The organism is uncultured Altibacter sp. (assembly GCF_963972995.1).
Taxonomy (GTDB): domain Bacteria; phylum Bacteroidota; class Bacteroidia; order Flavobacteriales; family Flavobacteriaceae; genus Altibacter.
Genome location: NZ_CAXAXI010000040.1, coordinates 1 through 17,839 on the forward strand (window position 1 = coordinate 1; position 17,839 = coordinate 17,839).

15 protein-coding genes are annotated in these 17,839 nt (G+C 45.2%); 8 read left to right on the forward strand and 7 right to left on the reverse strand.

Features of this window, described 5'->3' with window-relative positions:
- A partial coding sequence (locus tag AACZ11_RS12170) for an alanine--tRNA ligase-related protein (protein ID WP_290626912.1) occupies positions 1-176 on the reverse strand: 176 nt, incomplete at its 3' end.
- A 121-nt stretch (positions 177-297) separates the two neighbouring features.
- On the opposite strand from AACZ11_RS12170, the gene AACZ11_RS12175 reads away from it, so the two are divergent.
- The 5 genes from AACZ11_RS12175 (at position 298) to AACZ11_RS12195 (ending at position 3,606) form a co-directional block, all read left to right on the forward strand.
- The gene (locus AACZ11_RS12175; protein ID WP_290626910.1) at positions 298-1,275 is read left to right on the forward strand and encodes a M23 family metallopeptidase; all 978 of its coding nucleotides are present in this window, start codon (positions 298-300) and stop codon (positions 1,273-1,275) included.
- A gap of 93 nt (positions 1,276-1,368) precedes the next feature.
- Positions 1,369-1,698, forward strand: coding sequence for a MerR family transcriptional regulator (locus AACZ11_RS12180; protein ID WP_290626909.1), 330 nt, complete (start codon positions 1,369-1,371; stop codon positions 1,696-1,698).
- A gap of 12 nt (positions 1,699-1,710) precedes the next feature.
- The gene (locus tag AACZ11_RS12185; RefSeq protein WP_290626908.1) at positions 1,711-2,313 is read left to right on the forward strand and encodes a LemA family protein; all 603 of its coding nucleotides are present in this window, start codon (positions 1,711-1,713) and stop codon (positions 2,311-2,313) included.
- Positions 2,314-2,315: 2 nt separating this feature from the next.
- Positions 2,316-2,753: a TPM domain-containing protein gene (locus tag AACZ11_RS12190; protein WP_290626907.1), complete on the forward strand. Its 438-nt coding sequence runs from the start codon at positions 2,316-2,318 to the stop codon at positions 2,751-2,753.
- A 187-nt stretch (positions 2,754-2,940) separates the two neighbouring features.
- Complete coding sequence (locus tag AACZ11_RS12195) at positions 2,941-3,606, forward strand: TPM domain-containing protein (protein WP_339832627.1); 666 nt, start codon at positions 2,941-2,943, stop codon at positions 3,604-3,606.
- 71 nt (positions 3,607-3,677) lie between these two features.
- On the opposite strand, the gene AACZ11_RS12200 is transcribed toward AACZ11_RS12195, so the two are convergent.
- The 3 genes from AACZ11_RS12200 to der all read right to left on the reverse strand — a co-directional run bounded on the left by AACZ11_RS12200 (position 3,678) and on the right by der (position 10,261).
- Positions 3,678-4,601 carry a type IX secretion system membrane protein PorP/SprF gene (locus AACZ11_RS12200; RefSeq protein ID WP_290626906.1) on the reverse strand — a complete coding sequence of 308 codons (924 nt, stop codon included), beginning with the start codon at positions 4,599-4,601 and terminating at the stop codon, positions 3,678-3,680.
- On the reverse strand, positions 4,601-8,410 hold the full coding sequence (locus tag AACZ11_RS12205) for a gliding motility-associated C-terminal domain-containing protein (RefSeq protein WP_290626905.1): 3,810 nt from the start codon (positions 8,408-8,410) through the stop codon (positions 4,601-4,603). Before AACZ11_RS12205 ends, AACZ11_RS12200 begins: the two co-directional genes overlap by 1 nt.
- A gap of 549 nt (positions 8,411-8,959) precedes the next feature.
- Positions 8,960-10,261, reverse strand: a complete 1,302-nt coding sequence (gene der, locus AACZ11_RS12210) for a ribosome biogenesis GTPase Der (RefSeq protein WP_290626904.1) — start codon at positions 10,259-10,261, stop codon at positions 8,960-8,962.
- Positions 10,262-10,369: 108 nt separating this feature from the next.
- Between der and AACZ11_RS12215 the strand changes: the two genes are divergently transcribed.
- Positions 10,370-10,912, forward strand: coding sequence for a GTP-binding protein (locus AACZ11_RS12215; RefSeq protein WP_290626903.1), 543 nt, complete (start codon positions 10,370-10,372; stop codon positions 10,910-10,912).
- A gap of 19 nt (positions 10,913-10,931) precedes the next feature.
- On the opposite strand, the gene AACZ11_RS12220 is transcribed toward AACZ11_RS12215, so the two are convergent.
- The 3 genes from AACZ11_RS12220 to AACZ11_RS12230 form a co-directional block, all read right to left on the reverse strand.
- The gene (locus AACZ11_RS12220; protein ID WP_290626902.1) at positions 10,932-11,360 is read right to left on the reverse strand and encodes a hypothetical protein; all 429 of its coding nucleotides are present in this window, start codon (positions 11,358-11,360) and stop codon (positions 10,932-10,934) included.
- Positions 11,361-11,474: 114 nt separating this feature from the next.
- Positions 11,475-12,353: a GTPase Era gene (era, locus tag AACZ11_RS12225; RefSeq protein ID WP_290626901.1), complete on the reverse strand. Its 879-nt coding sequence runs from the start codon at positions 12,351-12,353 to the stop codon at positions 11,475-11,477.
- Between the two features lie 194 nt (positions 12,354-12,547).
- The gene (locus AACZ11_RS12230) at positions 12,548-13,819 is read right to left on the reverse strand and encodes a sodium:proton antiporter (protein ID WP_290626900.1); all 1,272 of its coding nucleotides are present in this window, start codon (positions 13,817-13,819) and stop codon (positions 12,548-12,550) included.
- 211 nt (positions 13,820-14,030) lie between these two features.
- Between AACZ11_RS12230 and AACZ11_RS12235 the strand changes: the two genes are divergently transcribed.
- Together AACZ11_RS12235 and AACZ11_RS12240 are read left to right on the forward strand one after the other, a co-directional pair.
- Positions 14,031-15,686, forward strand: a complete 1,656-nt coding sequence (locus AACZ11_RS12235; protein WP_290626899.1) for a PAS domain-containing protein — start codon at positions 14,031-14,033, stop codon at positions 15,684-15,686.
- A 297-nt stretch (positions 15,687-15,983) separates the two neighbouring features.
- The coding region (locus AACZ11_RS12240) for an HYR domain-containing protein (protein ID WP_339832624.1) at positions 15,984-17,839 on the forward strand (1,856 nt) is incomplete at its 3' end.

Below are 17,839 nucleotides of genomic sequence, written 5' to 3' on the forward strand. Positions count from 1 at the left end.
CGGTCGTTCTTTGAAATGCTGTTGCCTAAAAAATATTCTTTGAATTGGTTCATCCCCGCATTGGTGAACATAAGGGTAGGATCATCCTTAATGACCATGGGTGCTGAAGGCACGATGGCATGGGATTTCGACTGAAAGAATTGTAAAAATTTGGAACGTATTTCCTTGGACTTCATACGGTTTTGCGCTACTGAAATTATAAGTTAGGGCTATGCGCGAAACAATTTCTATATTTGCAGTACGTTACGTACCTGTTAGCATAACCTATCAACGAGCAAAAATAAGTTTTTTTAACGTATGTCTAAGGTTAAATATTACTACGATAGTGAAACCCTTTCCTATCGCAAAATTGAAAAGAAAAAAGGAAGAAGACTTGGCATCTTCTTACTGAGCCTTGTAGGTATGCTCTTAAGCGGATTTTTACTGCTCTTGGTGTATATCAACCTTCCCTATGTAGAAACTCCTAAAGAGAAAGCATTGCAGCGCGAATTGGCCAACATGGAACTACAATTCGAGATCCTTAATAAAAAAATGGCGCAGGCCGAAACCGTACTCGCCGAAGTGGCCGATCGAGACAACAACCTCTATCGTGTTTATTTTGAAGCAAACCCCATCCCCGATGAACAGCGTAAAGCCGGATTTGGAGGGGTGAACCGTTATAAGGATCTGGAAGGTTTCGACAATTCGAAGCTAATCATTTCGTCCAGTAAGCGCTTGGACATATTGACAAAACAGATTGTCGTGCAGTCCCGCTCCCTCGACGAGATCGCACAGCTCGCAGTAGAGAAAGAAAAGCTATTAGTCGCTATTCCTGCCATCCAACCTGTTAAGAATGAAGACCTCACACGGGTAGCTTCCGGGTTTGGATATCGTACCGACCCATTTACCAAAGCGACCAAATTCCATTTTGGGATGGATTTTACCGCCCCTCGGGGCACACCGGTCTATGCTTCAGGAGATGGGCGCATTGTTCGGGCAGATAATACGGCCACCGGTTACGGAAATCATATTCGCATTGATCATGGATACGGGTACGAAAGCCTGTATGCCCATTTGTATAAATACAATGTTCGCGTAGGGCAAACAGTGAAACGAGGAGATCTCATTGGTTTTGTGGGAAGTACGGGACGCTCGGAAGCCCCTCACTTACATTACGAGATCTTTAAGGACGGCGAACGAATTAATCCTATTAATTTCTACTACGGAAACCTCACTCCGGAAGAGTTTGCACAAATGCTTAAAAAAGCTCAGGAAGAGAACCAATCATTGGATTAATGGTTGATGTTTAACGAAATGTAGAAATTTATAGTTACGTTTATCTGCATTAAGACACTTGGTGCACCGCTAATAAAAACACAACACAAAAAAATGCACATCGAACTGCCGGAAAAAAGATATTACAGCATTGGCGAAGTAGCCGAAGCGTTCGATGTGAATACCTCCCTCATTCGTTTCTGGGAAAAGGAATTCGACGTGCTTCAGCCTAAAAAGAATGCGAAAGGAAACCGTAAGTTCACTCCTCAGGACATCAAGCATTTGGAACTTATCTATCATTTGGTAAAGGAACGTGGATTCACCCTCGAAGGGGCTAAAATTCATCTGAAGGAAAACAAGCAGAAAACACTTGACCGGTTTGAGATTATTCGTAAATTAGAATCGATAAAAGTAGAACTTCAGAAAATAAAAGACCAACTTTAAACAATATTTCCCATGAAAAAGTGGATACCCATCATTATTATCCTCGGCCTTGTATTGCTGGCAGGGGCTTGGTTTGCCAGTGTAAACAACAAGCTTGTACCCATGGAAGAGAATGTAGCTTCGCAATGGGCGAATGTCGAAAGCTCCTATCAACGGCGTGCAGACCTTATTCCGAATATTGTCAATACAGCCAAAGGATACGCCGAATTCGAACAAGAGACCTTGGTACAAGTAACCGAAGCACGCAGTAAGGCAACTTCCATCCAGATCGACCCCACCAATATCACACCTCAGCAATTGGAGCAGTTCCAGCAGGCGCAATCCGGACTAACCTCGGCCTTATCCCGACTTCTGGCAGTATTTGAACGATATCCAGACCTAAAGGCGAATGAGAACTTCAAGGAATTGATCAACGAACTGGAACGTACCGAGAATCGCATTAATGTAGAACGAAATAGATACAATGAAGTAGCACGAGATTTCAATTCAGAGATACGGTTGTTCCCTACCAACATGGCAGCAGGGATCTTGGGCTTTGATGCCAAGGCATATTACGAAGCTGAAGAAGGTAGCGAGAATGCACCCGATGTGGAATTTGATTTCGGGGAGGAATAGCGATGTCGAAAGTAGAAGATTTCTTAAGCCAGGCGGAAGAACGCGAAGTGATCGAAGCCATTCGTGTAGCGGAAACTAATACCTCCGGGGAGATCCGCGTGCATTTGGAACCCTATAGCAAGATCGATGCGTTCGATCGAGCTGCCGAGGTATTCGATTTCCTGCACATGGACAATACCAAACGTAGTAATGGCGTACTAATTTACGTGGCCGTTGAAGACCGTACACTTGTGATCATGGGCGATAAGGGGATCAATGATGTGGTGCCGCCCCATTTTTGGGAAACAACCAACGATGCGATCATCGCACAGTTTAAAAAAGGGAATATGAAGCAAGGACTTGTGGATGGGATCCTAAAAGCAGGTGAGCAACTTAAAAAGCATTTCCCTTATTCCAAAAATGACCGCAATGAATTACCGGATGACATTTCGGTTGGGTAGAAACGCTGTAAACATGGGATTGATCCCTCAAAAATTCAATAATCTAATATTTAATTAACCAATCAATATATATCGTACATATTGCCTTGTAATTTTTCTGATCGCTTCCGTAGCGACGACGGCAACGCTTTCGGCACAATTTACGATTCCGGAAAAACCGGAACTGCAAAAAGCGGTTTACGATTATATTGATCTTCTTTCCAAAGACCAACAGCTACAACTCCAATCTAAACTTAAGAACTACGCTGACACTACGTCAACGCAGATAGTAGTTGCAATAATTAGCACCACCAAAGGAGAAGATATTTCACTCTTAGGTGCCAGATGGGGACAGAAATGGGGCATTGGGCAGGCAGATGAAGACAACGGTATTTTGATACTCCTGGCCAGAGATGATCGAACCATCGATATCAATACGGGGTACGGCATAGAATACCGACTTACCGATCTCATGGCGGAACGTATCATTAACAGGGTCATTATCCCTGAATTTAAAAAAGGAGATTATTATACCGGCTTGGATAAAGGAACGACTGCGATCTTTGCAGCCTTGAACGGAGAATTTACAGAAGATCGCAATTTTGGCAGAGAGGTGGGTTATAATTTTGGATGGATTATCATACTGCTCATTTTTGTAGGGTTCATCATCCTGATGTCACGCGGCAGAAAGAACGACGGCGATAATAAAGGTAAAGGCAGCGGCGGCGGCAGCATTTGGGATGTGATCATTCTTAGCAATGCAGGACGAACCGGCGGTTTCGGAGGAGGAGGTGGCTATAGTGGCGGAGGAGGCTTTGGTGGCGGCTTCGGCGGAGGAGGCTTTGGCGGTGGTGGTGCCAGTGGTAGTTGGTAAATAAGTTCTCTAGTTACAGCTCATAACAAGACATTTTTTACAAAACTCAACGTCCCCTTTTTAGAACAACCTTAATTATAAAGATCTTTACACTTACAACGCGGCTTGGGGAATTCAAATTCGTAGTTCAACATCAATTCATGAGAACCGGACGTACCTACGCGCAGGTTCGAGGTAATATAATCGTACGCATACCCTATCGAAAGACCTTCGGTGATCCTGAAGTTCACGATCGCTCCAAACGAGTCGGAATATCGGTACATCCCTCCTAACCATACATTCTCATTGATGTAGAACATGGAAGAGAAGTCAAAAGAGATCGGGGCTCCATTTACATATTTTATAAGGAATGAAGGCTTAAACTTCAAATTAGGGTTTACATCGAATAGATATCCCCCGTTCAAAAAGTAACTTACCTTGTCGAGATCGGCATATTCGGAAGTGGTTCCATAGCTCAATAGTTTTGGCGCCGATAGTCCCAAGTAAAAGGAATCACCTCTAAAGTAGACTCCTGCGCCCACATTGGGATTCCACGACGGATCCAAATGCTGTAAGAACGGATCGTTCGCAGCGTCCGGGTCCAATAACAGTTCCTCATCAATGGTGTATCGTCTAAAGCCTGCCTGCACTCCAAAAGCAAGCTTGTACTCATCGTAGGGATCCAGATCGATGGTGTATGAAACGGCTGTTGACAAATATGTCGTCTTTTCATAACCAAGCTTATCATTGATCACCGACAAGCCCACTCCCAATTTTGTGCCGGGAATGGATGAATGTGCCGATAAGGTTTGGGTTACCGGAGCTCCGTCAATTCCTAACCACTGATTCCGGTTAAGCAGATTGACGACCAATACCTCGCGCGAACCCGCATAAGCAGGATTCACTGAAATGGTGTTATACATATACTGCGAGAACTGTGGCAACTGCTGTGCCGTTCCCAAGACCGGAAGTCCTAAGAGCAATGCCAGGATCGCTATGTGACGCAGTTGTTTCATTAATCGGTTCCCAATAATATGAATCCTTGTATCGTGTCGTATCCGCTATTCTGAAGGGTGACCAGATAGTAATAAGTTCCCGAAGGCAATACGCCTGCATTTCCTAGAGCACCCGATGGTGACGTACCATTCCAATCGTTGGTGTAGTTCATATCGCTGAACACTTTCGCACCCCATCTATTAAAGATCTCTACCCTCACCGAGATATCACAAGGCTCAGAATTGGCAGGGTTCAGAATATAATCCACTTCAAAGAAATCATTGAAGCCATCGTTGTTGGCAGTGACCAATTTTGAAATGGTAATATCTTCCTTTGAAGCGATACAAGGACCATCGGCACAGGCGTTGTTTACAGAGATGCGAAGCATCGTTGTCCAGGAACACTCATCTTCTTCATACGTATAGATAAATTCATACTCGCCCGTTCCTGCTACGGAAGGATCGAACACTGTCCCGTCCAGCAACTCCATTGTACTACTCTCCCATGCTCCGGCATCAGGATCTGCATTCTCAATAAAAGTAGTGAGATCGAAGGGTGGATCGGTAGCACATACACGAATGGACTGAGACGCAACTTCTACTGCTGAGCGTACATGGATGGTTTGCGTAAATCGACTCTCATTATTACAATCGTCGGCAACGGTCCAATCCCGGACGACGTCATAACCTTCATCGGTAATGTTTGTCATTTCTTCGGAAAAGACCACCCGGGGTTGCGCGGTACAATTATCTGCAAATTCCAGTTCGGGAACATCGGGCAATTGCGCACAGGCAATAAAAACCTCGGCATCGTACGTATTTACCAATACCGGTGGTGTATCATCCTGAATGATAATGGTGTGTTGGACCTCGATCGCATTATCACAGGCATCGGTGACTCGGTAGGTACGTGTTATGGTTTCAGGACAGCCTCCGTTATTCGTTGTTTCTCCTACGAAGGTCACCAAAGGTACCGAACAATTATCTGAAGCATCAGCGATCACATGTACGTTAGGTGCCGGCACATCGTCAACACACTGAACTTGTATAGGCGCAGGTGTACTGGCGGTAGGAGCAACTTCATCATTGACGATGATCAACTGGGTAACAAATATGGTGTTATCACAGGCATCGGTCACACTATACGTTCGGGTGATGGTTTCCGGGCATGACTGATTATCGGAGACATCGGAAACGAAGGTAACAATAGGTAGAGAACAATTATCTGAAGCTTCTACCACACCGGTATCATACTCTGGTATATCGTCTACACAGGACACCGAGAGAGGCGCCGGATTATTCGCTACAGGCGGAATATCATCATGCACAACGATCAACTGGTTTACATTGATCGCGTTTCCGCAGGCATCGGTCACACTGTACGTTCGGGTAATGGTTTCCGGGCACGACTGGTTGTCGGACACATCGGAGACAAAAGCTACAACGGGTGTTGAACAATTGTCAGCCGCATCGGTCACCACGCTTATATCGGGTAGCGGGATGTCATCCACACACTGTACGGTAATCGTAGCAGGGTCACTGGCCGTAGGAACTACATCGTCATTGATGATAAGGAGTTGTGTTACCGTGATCGCATTTCCGCAGGAATCGGTCACACTATACGTTCGGGTTATGGTCTCCGGACAACCGCCGTTATCGCTAACATCCGAAACAAAGGCAACCACCGGTGGCGCACAGTTATCGGCCGCATCGGTCACCACACTTGTATCCGGAGCCGGAATGTCTGCGGCACAACTAACATTGACCGTTGGCGGATTTGAAGCTGTTGGAAAAATAGTGTCGTTAACAATAATCAGTTGTGTTACCGTGATCGCATTTCCGCAGGCATCGGCGACGCGATAGGTGCGGGTAATGGTTTCGGGGCACGTTTGATTATTAGATGATTCAGAAACAAAGGTCACTACGGGCACCGAACAGTTGTCGGCTGCATCTGTTACAACCGACGTATCGGGCGCAGGGATATTGGAACTACAGGCTACTTGAAGGGTCGCCGGGTTACTGGCAGTAGGGGGCGTGGTGTCAGTAACGGTAATGGTCTGAACAAAGTCAGCAATGGTGACCCCACAAGCATCTGTAAAGTTCCAGGTATTGGTATAGGTTCCGGTATTAGGACATCCTCCTGCCACAAAGGGTCCGGAAGTCTTGTTTAGTGTAAATGTACATATATCGGGTACCGGGAAAAGTGTCTGAGCAGCTGCTAAGGCAGCAGGATCATCACAATCCACAAGCGCATCCAACGCATTTGGTGCCGTTGCCCAATTCGCGACAGGCTGATTGACGGTGACGCTATAGGGTAATGCCTCGCAAGATGCAGGATCGGATGTACTGTTACTAATGATCTGTTGTGCACTCGTGGCTCCGGTATAGGTAGCAGTGAACTGAAGGTCGAAAGAGAGATTGCAATCATCTTCTAAAAAATAACAGGCATTGTTGATCTGCAACTGAATGGGGATGTTCACCACCGGATCGCCTATATCCAAAACACCGTCCGGAATGTTAAAGGTAAGCAGCCCCGAAGGCACATCGTAGGTATGTGTGATCCCGTTAGGCAAGGCGCCAATGGGCTGTAATGTAGTTTGTGGCGGAATCGTGGTTTCTATGGAAACACCTACAGCGTTATCGTTTCCGTTATTTGCAAAGCTTAAATTAAAAGCAAGAGCATCCCCGGGATTAGCAGGGTTCGTCCCCGCCGTTTGTGTTACCGTCATGGGTTGCAAATTGGGACGATAGATCTCTACAGCCAACCCCAGTAGGTACAATCCATACACTTCTTGATTGGAGGTAAGCCGAAGGGTTGCGCTGGTTTGATTGTTCCCGATGATCGTATTCCCGGGGTTGTCCAATGGAAATACGGCGGCATCAAAGCCAAGGGTATTGGTACTGGCGGGGTTTCTATCGGTAAAATCACCTCCCCCTACGGTAATGCGACTGTTAAAGAAATTGTTCGCGCCTCGGGAGGGTGCTGTCAGGTTTACAAAGTTATTAGAAGTATTCAAGATCTGAAGACGGTCTCCGGACAAATTGCGGTCCCCTTCGAGTGCCCCGATGATCATATTGGCGTTCACGGGCCCTGAGGGCGTGGTCTGGAACCCACTGAAATTGATGTCAAAATTATTCATGAAAGAGGTCACATGCGCATACCCATCAAACAAAGAGATGTTCTTTGCGGGTAATTCGGGACTTTCATATACAAATACGATCTGCCAGCCACCCGAAGTCCCGGAGTCACTATGTGTAAGATACCCTTCTTTCGCTTCGACATTGGCAACTTGATAGGTTCCGTACTTGTTGGTCAACGCGGTTACTTCCGCAGAAATATCCTTTACACAAATGTAGGGGTCATTACTAAAATGTGAGTTTCGACCACGGAACAGCACTTCATCGGCCGTGATGGTGGTGTAGGTGGTTTCGCCCGGTAGCATCAATTTAACCTGGTCAAAATTCCAACCCGGCTGATTATCACCTCCCCCACTTTGCTCTGTATCGGCAGCAGCCCAATACAGATAGGCTTTGAAGACAGAGATACATGAAAGCGATACATTTGGGTTACTAAAGTTCGCACTACTGGAATTGAAGGTAGCAGGATCGCTGTCTATATCTACATAAACATTGTTAAAGAAATTATGGTTATCGCCCCCGCCGTTGAAATTTCCCGTAGGGGTTCGGGAGATCATGTTGTTCCCTATGATCGTAAAATCCCCTTCCATAGACTCGCTGAACCGCACGGTAAAGGGTGCTTGTACCTGGGCTTCACAATAGGAGCCAAAGAGCAGTACCAGAAGAAGTAGTATCGATAACTTACGTACCATTAGAGGGAGCTAAATGCGCGTTTATTTTTGGGCGAATTGATAAATGTAAATAGAAGAAATGAGTTTCAAAAACAGCCTTTGGATGGATACTGTTTTCGCGTAAGAATAAACTGATTTATAGGGGTGTAGATCGTGTTTCATGAGTTAGGGGCTTTTGAAAGTATCTGAACAAGTATACACGAAAAAAACGATTAAGTGCAAATAAATACGATGTAATGCATTAAATTTTAACAGAATACGCTGAAAACGATCAAATTTTCAGAAATATCTTACAAATAACGCATAGAAAACAGCAAGCTAGAATATATGATTTTCAACACGATACCGTATTTTCTGTCATTATAATCGTACATATTTTGACGTCTGAAATACGGAAAGAATTGTGCGATTTTTAGGACAATAATTTTATGAGGGCTACCCTTCCGAAGAAAACAATGTTCAAAAAAAGAGTATATACTCAATAACCGTATTTTCTTTATGGGGAAATGTCCGGATTGCACGATTCAGATTGAACCTAACAAGCAATTATAGTAACCCACGTATCTCTTTCTACTTCTTCCGTATGTATACCGTAACGGGAGCACCGGTAAAGTCGAAATTCTCACGAAGTTTATTCTCGAGAAAACGCTTATACGGATCCTTTACATATTGCGGCAAATTTGCGAAGAACACAAAGCTAGGATACGGCGTAGGTAATTGTGTGCAAAACTTGATCTTAACGTACTTTCCTTTGTGTTGTGGGGGAGGATACGCCTGTATAATTGGTAACATCACTTCATTAAGCACACTGGTCTTTACTTTTTTGGTGCGGTTCTCATAGACTTCAACCGCAGTTTCTATGGCTTTATAGATACGCTGTTTGGTTAATGCCGAAATGAAAACAATGGGAACATCTACAAAAGGCTCACATTGTTCGCGAACGTACTTTTCAAAATCTTTCACACTGTGATTGTCCTTTTCTACCAGATCCCATTTATTGGCCAAGATCACGATCCCTTTATTATTACGGTGAGCCAACCAAAAGATATTCTGAACTTGGCCGTCGAATCCGCGTGTGGCATCAAAGACCAGCACAACCACATCACAATGCTCAATAGCACGAACACTGCGCATCACCGAGTAGAACTCAAGGTCTTCTTTGACCTTGCTCTTCTTTCGGATACCGGCGGTATCCACAAGATTGAATTCAAACCCAAACCGATTGTACTTGGTATCCATACTGTCACGGGTGGTTCCTGCAACATCGGTCACTATATACCGATCTTCTCCTATCAAGGCATTGATGAAAGAAGATTTTCCTGCATTGGGTCGGCCTACCACAGCAAAGCGGGGCAATTCATCTTCCTCCTTATCGGGAGCTTCGGGTAATACTTTCACCAAATCGTCCAAAAGATCCCCGGTTCCACTACCACTAATACTGGACAGATTATACTGGTTCTCAAAGCCCAAGGCATAAAATTCCAGCGCATCGTTCACTCGAGTCGCACTATCTACTTTATTAACAGCAAGGAATACGGGCTTTTGTGATTTACGAAGTAATTTAGCAACGTCTTCGTCCATTCCGGTCACCCCGGTCTCCACATCCACCATAAAAATAATGGCATCGGCCTCATCGATCGCCAATTCAACTTGTTTGTCGATCTCCGCTTCAAAGATATCGTCACTCCCTTTGACATACCCTCCGGTATCGATCAAGGAGAATTTCTTTCCGTTCCAGTCACTTTTCCCGTAATGTCGATCACGCGTCACTCCGCTCACGGCATCTACAATGGCTTCTCGGCGTTGGATCAACCTATTGAAAAAGGTTGATTTACCTACATTGGGCCTTCCTACGATCGCAACAATACTCATGGTGATTTATTTAGGGTGCAAAAATAACGCTTTTTTTATGGACGACTGACGCTTGTCAGTAATTGATTCAGAAAAAAAGAATAAATTGACAGGCTCAATCCTGTTCAGATGGCACTATCCAACGATATCGTCCTTCGACCGCGTTTTCGCAGAAGGCTTCCGCACACCAACGAAGATGTATTGAAAGCCTTTGAGGAGGCGCGTGCGGCAGCAACGCAATTCATCATTTCACGGGTGGACGATCATGTGTTTATTCGTATCCCCAAACACAAGCAACACTTCTGGTCTCCGCAATTACATTTGGAGGTGCGGTCTGTTTCAGATGACGAAAGTGAGCTCTTTGGTCTCTTTGGTCCTAATCCAACGGTTTGGACCTTGTTCATGTTCCTGCACTTTGGTGTGGCCACACTTTTTATCGGATTTGGGATTTGGGCCTATAGCAACTATGCCTTGGACATTCCTTACGGGCTGCAGTTGGGGGTCATGGTACTCTTGATCGCTCTATGGGTGGTATTCTATTTCGCCGGAAAGATGGGTAAAACGGCAGGAAGCAAAGAAATGCAAGCGCTGCATGCTTTTATGGAAGAAGTACTTTCCGGAAAAACACCCTCACGTTCTATTCCTTCGGAAAAAGATCCTTTCCCTGCGTGATCCACTCCTTTGTACGTTTTTACAGATCGGAAAGTTCTGCGTAGTGTACACCGCCTTCCGTATATATACGAAATTGTGTTTTACCATCGTTCCAAATAATTGAATCGCCTTTAATTATAGGGGTTCCCAGATCTTCTGTATAATCGGCTATTTCAGATCTTCTGTTCCAAGACGAGGCATAGGTGAATACAAATTTTTCAAGTTCTTTCTTGACGTTAAAGACCAATGCTATTTCCTGCGCCATTCCAAATACATCATTCCGCAAATAATAACCTCCGTCACGCTTTTCCATAAGATGTTCAAGATCACTCTTTTGAGTACCCAAATAAATCGTTCCATACGCTCGGTGTACATTTATATACCTAAAGATCTCTTTCTCGGTATTCACACGAACACCACAAGCGTTTATTGAGAACACTAATAAAAGCAGACCCACATAGTTTCCCATAATCCAAATTTAATTATTCGGCAGTTCGCATCACACTTAAACACCTAACTCCTAACTTTTAGCTTTTAGCTCCTAGCTCCTAGCTCCTAGCTCCTAGCTCCTAGCTCCTAGCTCCTAATTATACCCAAATCTGCGTAGTTGTCGTGCATCGCTGCGCCAATTCTTATTGACTTTTACATAGAGCTCCAGATGCACTTGTTTTCCGAAGAATTTTTCTAAGTCCTTGCGTGCCTCAATACCCACCCGCTTCAGTGCGGCTCCTTTATGACCTATGATTATGCCTTTTTGGGTTTCCCGCTCCACCATGATCACACTGCGCATGCGAATAATGTCTTCTTCTTCAAAGAATTCTTCGGTTTCTATCTCTACGGAATACGGAATCTCTTTCTTATAATGCAATAAGATCTTCTCCCTTATGGTCTCGTTTACGAAGAATCGTTCGGGCTTATCGGTCAATTGGTCTTTGGGATAAAAAGGCGGAGACTCCGGCAGCAGTTCCAGAATTCGAGTAAAGACTTCGGCAACACCAAAATTTTGAAGGGCTGAGATGGCAAAGATTTCAGCATTAGGCACTTTTTCTTGCCAAAGTTTCAAAGAGGCTTCCAACAATTCCTCATTTCCCTTATCGATCTTGTTGATGAGCAGCAATACCGGTATTTTGGCTGAAGTGATCTTCTGAAAAAATGCTTCATCTTTCAATTCTTTTTCTCCCAGTTCCACAAGATACAGCAGCACATCGGCATCCTCAAAAGCCGACTTTACAAACCCCATCATGCTCTCCTGGAGTTCATAGGCAGGCTTGATGATACCGGGCGTATCGCTTAGAATCATTTGAAAATCCTCCCCGTTCACAATCCCCAAGATTCTGTGGCGGGTGGTCTGTGCTTTAGAGGTTATGATAGAAAGCCGCTCCCCTACAAAGGCATTCATAAGGGTACTCTTTCCCACATTGGGATTTCCGATAATGTTGACAAAACCAGCCTTGTGTGCCATAAAACGAATTTTTTACAAAGATACGGGTTATTTTGGTTGGATGGCGGCAGGGTTGGATGGTTGGATTACCGGATGATTGGATTAGCCTGTCATTCCAAAGGAAGCGAGGCATCTTATAGTGTATTTCTGTTGGTCCAACATTATTCACTACTCTATTCTCAACACCCCGTCTTCCATCTTCCCGCTTCCCACTTCTATCCTCCGGCCTTTTCCTTCATTACCCCGCGTGTTGCCAGATATTTCACCAATTTTTCCACGGTAAGCCCTTGCACGAGAATGGAGAATACTACCACCACATAGGTAATTACTAAGAACAGATCACGATGCATCTCCTGTGTGAGCCCCAAGGCCAATGCAATGGAGATACCGCCACGAAGACCACCCCAGGTCATTATAAGATTGGTCTTAGGCACAAAGGCGAGTCGGTCTTTGAAGAATGCAATGGGCAATACAAGCGAACTATACCTGCAGGCCAAGATAATGGGTATGGCAAGCAACCCGGCCACTATGTAGTTACCTTCAAAGGTGAGCACCAACATCTCCATCCCAATAAGAACGAACAGAATGGTATTGAGTAGTATATCAATGAGCTCCCAGAACTTGTCTACGTAGGTCTCGGTTATCTCCGACATGGTAGAAGCTCGCACGGTATCATTCCCTACGATCAACCCGGTGGTGACCATAGCAAGGGGAGCCGACAGGTGTAAGCTTTGCGCGACCACGGTACCGCCCATCACCGCGGCCAGCGTAATAATCACTTCAATATCGTAATCGTCTATGGAGCGCATGAGTCGGTAGGTGATCCAGCCTAGCAGTAGCCCCAGCAGTATACCGCCAAGCACTTCCTGTGAGAACAACACAATAATATCCATTGGATCGATACTTCCCTCGGCCCCCATGCTGGCAATCTGAAAAATAGTCAGGAAAATTACTACCCCCACGCCATCGTTAAAGAGGGACTCTCCCACGATCTTGGTCTCCAGTTTTTTGGGAACGCCTGCTTTTTTAAGAATTCCGAGTACCGCAATGGGGTCGGTAGGTGATATCAATGCTCCAAAGAGCAGGCAATAAATATAAGCCACTTCCAGGCCCAGGAGTTGCAATACAAAATACATGACGGTACCTACCAAAAAGGTGGATACCAATACACCAAAAGTCGCAAAGATGAGTACAGGCCATCGCTGCACTTTCAACTGCTGGAAATTGGTGTGTAAAGCCCCGGCAAAGAGCAGGAAGCTCAGCATGATGTCGAGGAGCACACTCTTAAAGTCGATCTGCGTAATGATGTACTTTTCGGCATCGAGGAGTGTACTATCCACATAACTCAAAGCAAAGATTCCTAAGGTAAATACAATAGTGATGAGCATGAGCCCAATAGTGTTGGGCAGTTTCAGGTAGCGCACATTGATGTAGCCAAAGAGTGCTGCTAAAGTCACTAGAATAGCGATAATCACAAAATAATCCATAGAGGGTAGTTTAGTCCCCACTAAGATACTGTTTCCCTGAATTTATTCCGAAGGATCGAAAAGTATGTCTATTAGGGCGTGCAATCTTCTTAAAATAAGGGTAAACTGTTAATAAAATGTTTTTTAGCGTGTGTATAAAACTATAAATATTTATCTTTTTTATCTAAATTTGCAGCGAACATAACCTAACTCCCCCCAATATCTATAGAACATGAGTATCCCCACGATACCCTCATTAGACTTTTTACTAGTCAATTTTAAAGTACCACAGCAAGGATTCTTTCACTCCTTTTTTGAAGTCCTACACATGGCTCCCGCTTCGGTAGATTTTCGGAATGAGTTTCCGGCTCATTTGCTCTCCCCGCATGTTATCTTTTGGTATGTCGACGGGAGGGTCACTGAACGTGATGTAAAGAAGCATCTACGAAAACACAGTGAATGCGCCGTTGTTATTATAGGTAAGTCTATTGCCCCGGCCGCTTTGGCGCGGTATTATGAATGGGGCGCCTTCGATGTCTTTACTACCGATGAATTGAACGTTTCAAGCCTCTCCAAATCCCTCGTACGCTATGTTCATAGAAAAGCACCGAGAAATGAACGTAAAGCTGCCCAGGAAACGCTCTTACTAAAGGAGAAGGACTTTTATTTGAATATGAACACTTCGGTGAACGATCAGGACAATTTCAGAAAGAGATACGATGCTGTTTTGAGAGCTTTACTTGATTATACGCAGTTCGATATCGCCGAAGGATGGATAAGCAGCATTGATCATAAAAAATTGATCTTGGAAGTTTCGCATCACAACGATACAGAATCTGCTAAGAATTTTATTCGGATCAATAAATTTAAAAGTACCACCTTAGGTCATGGTCTCCCCGGTGTGGCATGGAAAACCGGACAGCTGGAGCTATGGGATACTATGGCCAACTGCAAGAACTTCACCCGTATCTACGAGGCGAAGCGTGCTCGCATTCAATTTGCTGTGGCAGTACCTGTCTTCTATGCAGGTAGGATACAAGGGGTGATCCAACTCATGGGCGAACGCTCTCCGGAAAACCTTGTTTACTTGCGCCGATTCCTCATTGAATTCGCAGAACGTTTCGGCGGAGCGCTTCACCGGTTAAAGCAGGAACACGAGACCGGCAGCTACCTTAAATTAGTCCCGGACATGCTGTGTATTCTTTCAGAAAAAGGGATCATTAGCAAAGTGAATCAGGCTTTCTCTCAAGTAAGTGGGTATTCCCGCCTCAAGCTACTTGGAACTCCCATTCAAAATTTAGTACATCCGGATGACATAAAGGCCACGCGATCCCTCTTAACCAAAGTGAAACGGTCTAAGACACCTGTGTCTTTTCAGAATCGTTTGTTACGACCCAACGGAGAAGCCCTATACATTGACTGGTCCATCGCACATGATACGCATCAAGGCGTCCTCCATGCCATCGCCAAAGACGTAACCCGCGAACGTGAATTGGAGCAATTTCTGGAAGAAGGGAATCGCCTTATTGGAATGGGGCACTGGAATTTAGAAGTAGCCACGGGAGCGGTCTATTGGTCGCCGGAACTATATAGGATCTTGGGAATTTCGGAAGATGTGGAAATCACTTTGGATTTTGCTTTATCAAATTATACCAAGGAAAGTCAAGACATTGTACAAGAAGAATTAGCAAAGGTACTCAGTGGAGAAAAGAAACAATTTGATATCAGGATCCAGGCCATCACACAAGAGAATGAATTGCTTTGGATACGAATCGCAGGACGCGCACTTTATCATAAGGAAGAGTGCGTAAAACTTTTTGGGATCTTTCAAAATGTTCAGGATGTATGCATTACAGAGCCGTTGGTATTGGAAACCAAGAATGCCTAATTAAGTCCCTTTTCTCAAACGATTATATGCCCGGTGACTCATGCACAGCAGACGTATAGGAACGTTATACATGTGATTGATTGTCAAAAGCTTATACTATTTTCATTCGACGTATTGCACAATTTACCGTTGAAACACTCACTCTTCTTAAAATCAAGAGATTGTGTTAAATTTACAGTGCTAGCATCCTGCAAATCAATTATTTGTAGGAATTCTCCTCTACCCCCTATTTGATTGTTGGCTTTGAAGTAGTACTTTCGGGTCGAATTTTTCAAAATAACTAACCAAATTCTGCTTATGCGATCACTATTACCTTGCATGAAGAGTGTCTTCCCCTTCATGCTGTTTTCTGTGGGTACCCCCCATATCAAATCAACTTTTGCAACGAAACTTTCCGCTTTCCTCCTACTCACTGTGATGGTGATGGCCTCGGGAACGGCACAAGTCTTTACCGATGGATTCGAATCGGGTACTATTAATAATTGGACCGCGGGGGTGGGAAGCTACTCTGTACAAGCCGCTACCACCACGGCACCCGCAGTAGGCAGTTTCTGTTTGCAACAAACGGGAAGTTCCGGTCATTATTCTGGTTTGCGCACTACATTCCCTTCTTCTCAACCTACTTCAGTTTCCTGGAGGGTAAAATCTTCGAATGTTAACGTCCCTTCCGGCTATATGGTGTTTGGGGATAACAATAACTTTGGCAACGGCGTCGCCTTTGTTTATTTCAATACCGGATTTTTACAATTTGTAAGCAGCACAACTTATACGTATCCCGTAGCGGTAAATACATGGTACCATGTGGAACTGACCAACTTTAACTGGACAGCGAAGACCTTTGACATCCGCGTCAATGGCAGTACTGTACAAACCAACTTTCCATTTCGCCAAACGGCGGCTACAGATGTAGATATCATGCATGTGTATAACTTGAGTAATGTCACCGCCTATTGGGACGAGATCATCGTCAATGGTGTCGCGGCAGACGCCCCGCCAACGGCTGTATGTACCAATTACACCGCAGCCCTAAACAGCAGCGGGATGGTAACCATCACGGGAGCCGATGTGGATGGCGGATCGAATGATAACGAAGGTCCTGTGACCTTATCTGTGAGTCCGAATACCTTCGATTGTTCCAATTTGGGAGACAATACCGTAACCCTTACCGTAACCGATACCATGGGTCAGACCGATACCTGTACAGCTACTGTGACCGTGGTAGACAACACCGCACCTGTTCTAACCTGTCCCGCTGATATTACTGTAGATACCGATCCGGGAAGCTGTGACGCTGTTGTTACTTACGGAGCTCCGAATAGTATTGTCTTTACTGCGAACTTCATAAACAACGCTGTATCCACAGACTGTGGCACTTGGCAATCCTTTCGCTCTCAGTTACTACCGGGATATGCGTATACGAGAGCTACCATTAGCGGCTCCAATGATCCTATAGGGGTGTCCATTACCGATCCGGCAGCGGTTCTTACCATTGCAAATGCCTTACGTGACGGTACTGCAACCAGTATTACCGATGGCGGTCGTACGTGGCAAACAGGTAATTGCGGCGGGGGTATTGAGCTGAGCGCAGCAAGTTCTATTTGTTCTTGTCCAAATCCTGAATACATAGTGCGGCCATGTATCGGCAACTTTAACTGGGGTGGTGCCGGGACCGCAACATGCGGCGCACCTTCTCAGACGATGACGGTAACTTTTGAATATATGGGAAGCGGTCCGGCTGCGGATAATTGCCCGGGAACAACCGTTACTTACAATCCCCCAAGTGGCAGCACCTTCCCCGTAGGCACCACGCAAGTTACCGCTACTGCGACCGATGCTTCAGGGAATTCAAGCAGCTGCACCTTCGACGTGACTGTTGAAGACAATGAGGCACCAACAGCCACCTGCGTTGATACGACCGCAAATCTTGACACTACCGGTATGGTGACCGTAAATGCTTCCGATGTGGCAGGAACCAGTACCGACAACTGCGGCATTGCTTCCGTAAGTTTTTCAGAAACAGGCACTGCCTTCGCTCAAGTGAACGAGAACCAAAACCTTACCATCACCCTTCCGGCCGGAGCGGTGGTCACTACAGTCGATTTTGCCAGTTACGGAACTCCAACGGGAAGCAATGGCATGTATATGCTAGGCGG

Bases quoted from the DNA above. Each gene is read 5' to 3' on its own strand.
- AACZ11_RS12175 (WP_290626910.1), top strand. From the start codon at position 298: ATGTCTAAGGTTAAATATTACTACGATAGTGAAACCCTTTCCTATCGC.
- AACZ11_RS12180 (WP_290626909.1), top strand. From the start codon at position 1,369: ATGCACATCGAACTGCCGGAAAAAAGATATTACAGCATTGGCGAAGTA.
- AACZ11_RS12185 (WP_290626908.1), top strand. From the start codon at position 1,711: ATGAAAAAGTGGATACCCATCATTATTATCCTCGGCCTTGTATTGCTG.
- AACZ11_RS12190 (WP_290626907.1), top strand. From the start codon at position 2,316: ATGTCGAAAGTAGAAGATTTCTTAAGCCAGGCGGAAGAACGCGAAGTG.
- AACZ11_RS12200 (WP_290626906.1), bottom strand. From the start codon at position 4,601: ATGAAACAACTGCGTCACATAGCGATCCTGGCATTGCTCTTAGGACTT.
- AACZ11_RS12205 (WP_290626905.1), bottom strand. From the start codon at position 8,410: ATGGTACGTAAGTTATCGATACTACTTCTTCTGGTACTGCTCTTTGGC.
- der (WP_290626904.1), bottom strand. From the start codon at position 10,261: ATGAGTATTGTTGCGATCGTAGGAAGGCCCAATGTAGGTAAATCAACC.
- AACZ11_RS12215 (WP_290626903.1), top strand. From the start codon at position 10,370: ATGGCACTATCCAACGATATCGTCCTTCGACCGCGTTTTCGCAGAAGG.
- AACZ11_RS12220 (WP_290626902.1), bottom strand. From the start codon at position 11,360: ATGGGAAACTATGTGGGTCTGCTTTTATTAGTGTTCTCAATAAACGCT.
- era (WP_290626901.1), bottom strand. From the start codon at position 12,353: ATGGCACACAAGGCTGGTTTTGTCAACATTATCGGAAATCCCAATGTG.
- AACZ11_RS12230 (WP_290626900.1), bottom strand. From the start codon at position 13,819: ATGGATTATTTTGTGATTATCGCTATTCTAGTGACTTTAGCAGCACTC.
- AACZ11_RS12235 (WP_290626899.1), top strand. From the start codon at position 14,031: ATGAGTATCCCCACGATACCCTCATTAGACTTTTTACTAGTCAATTTT.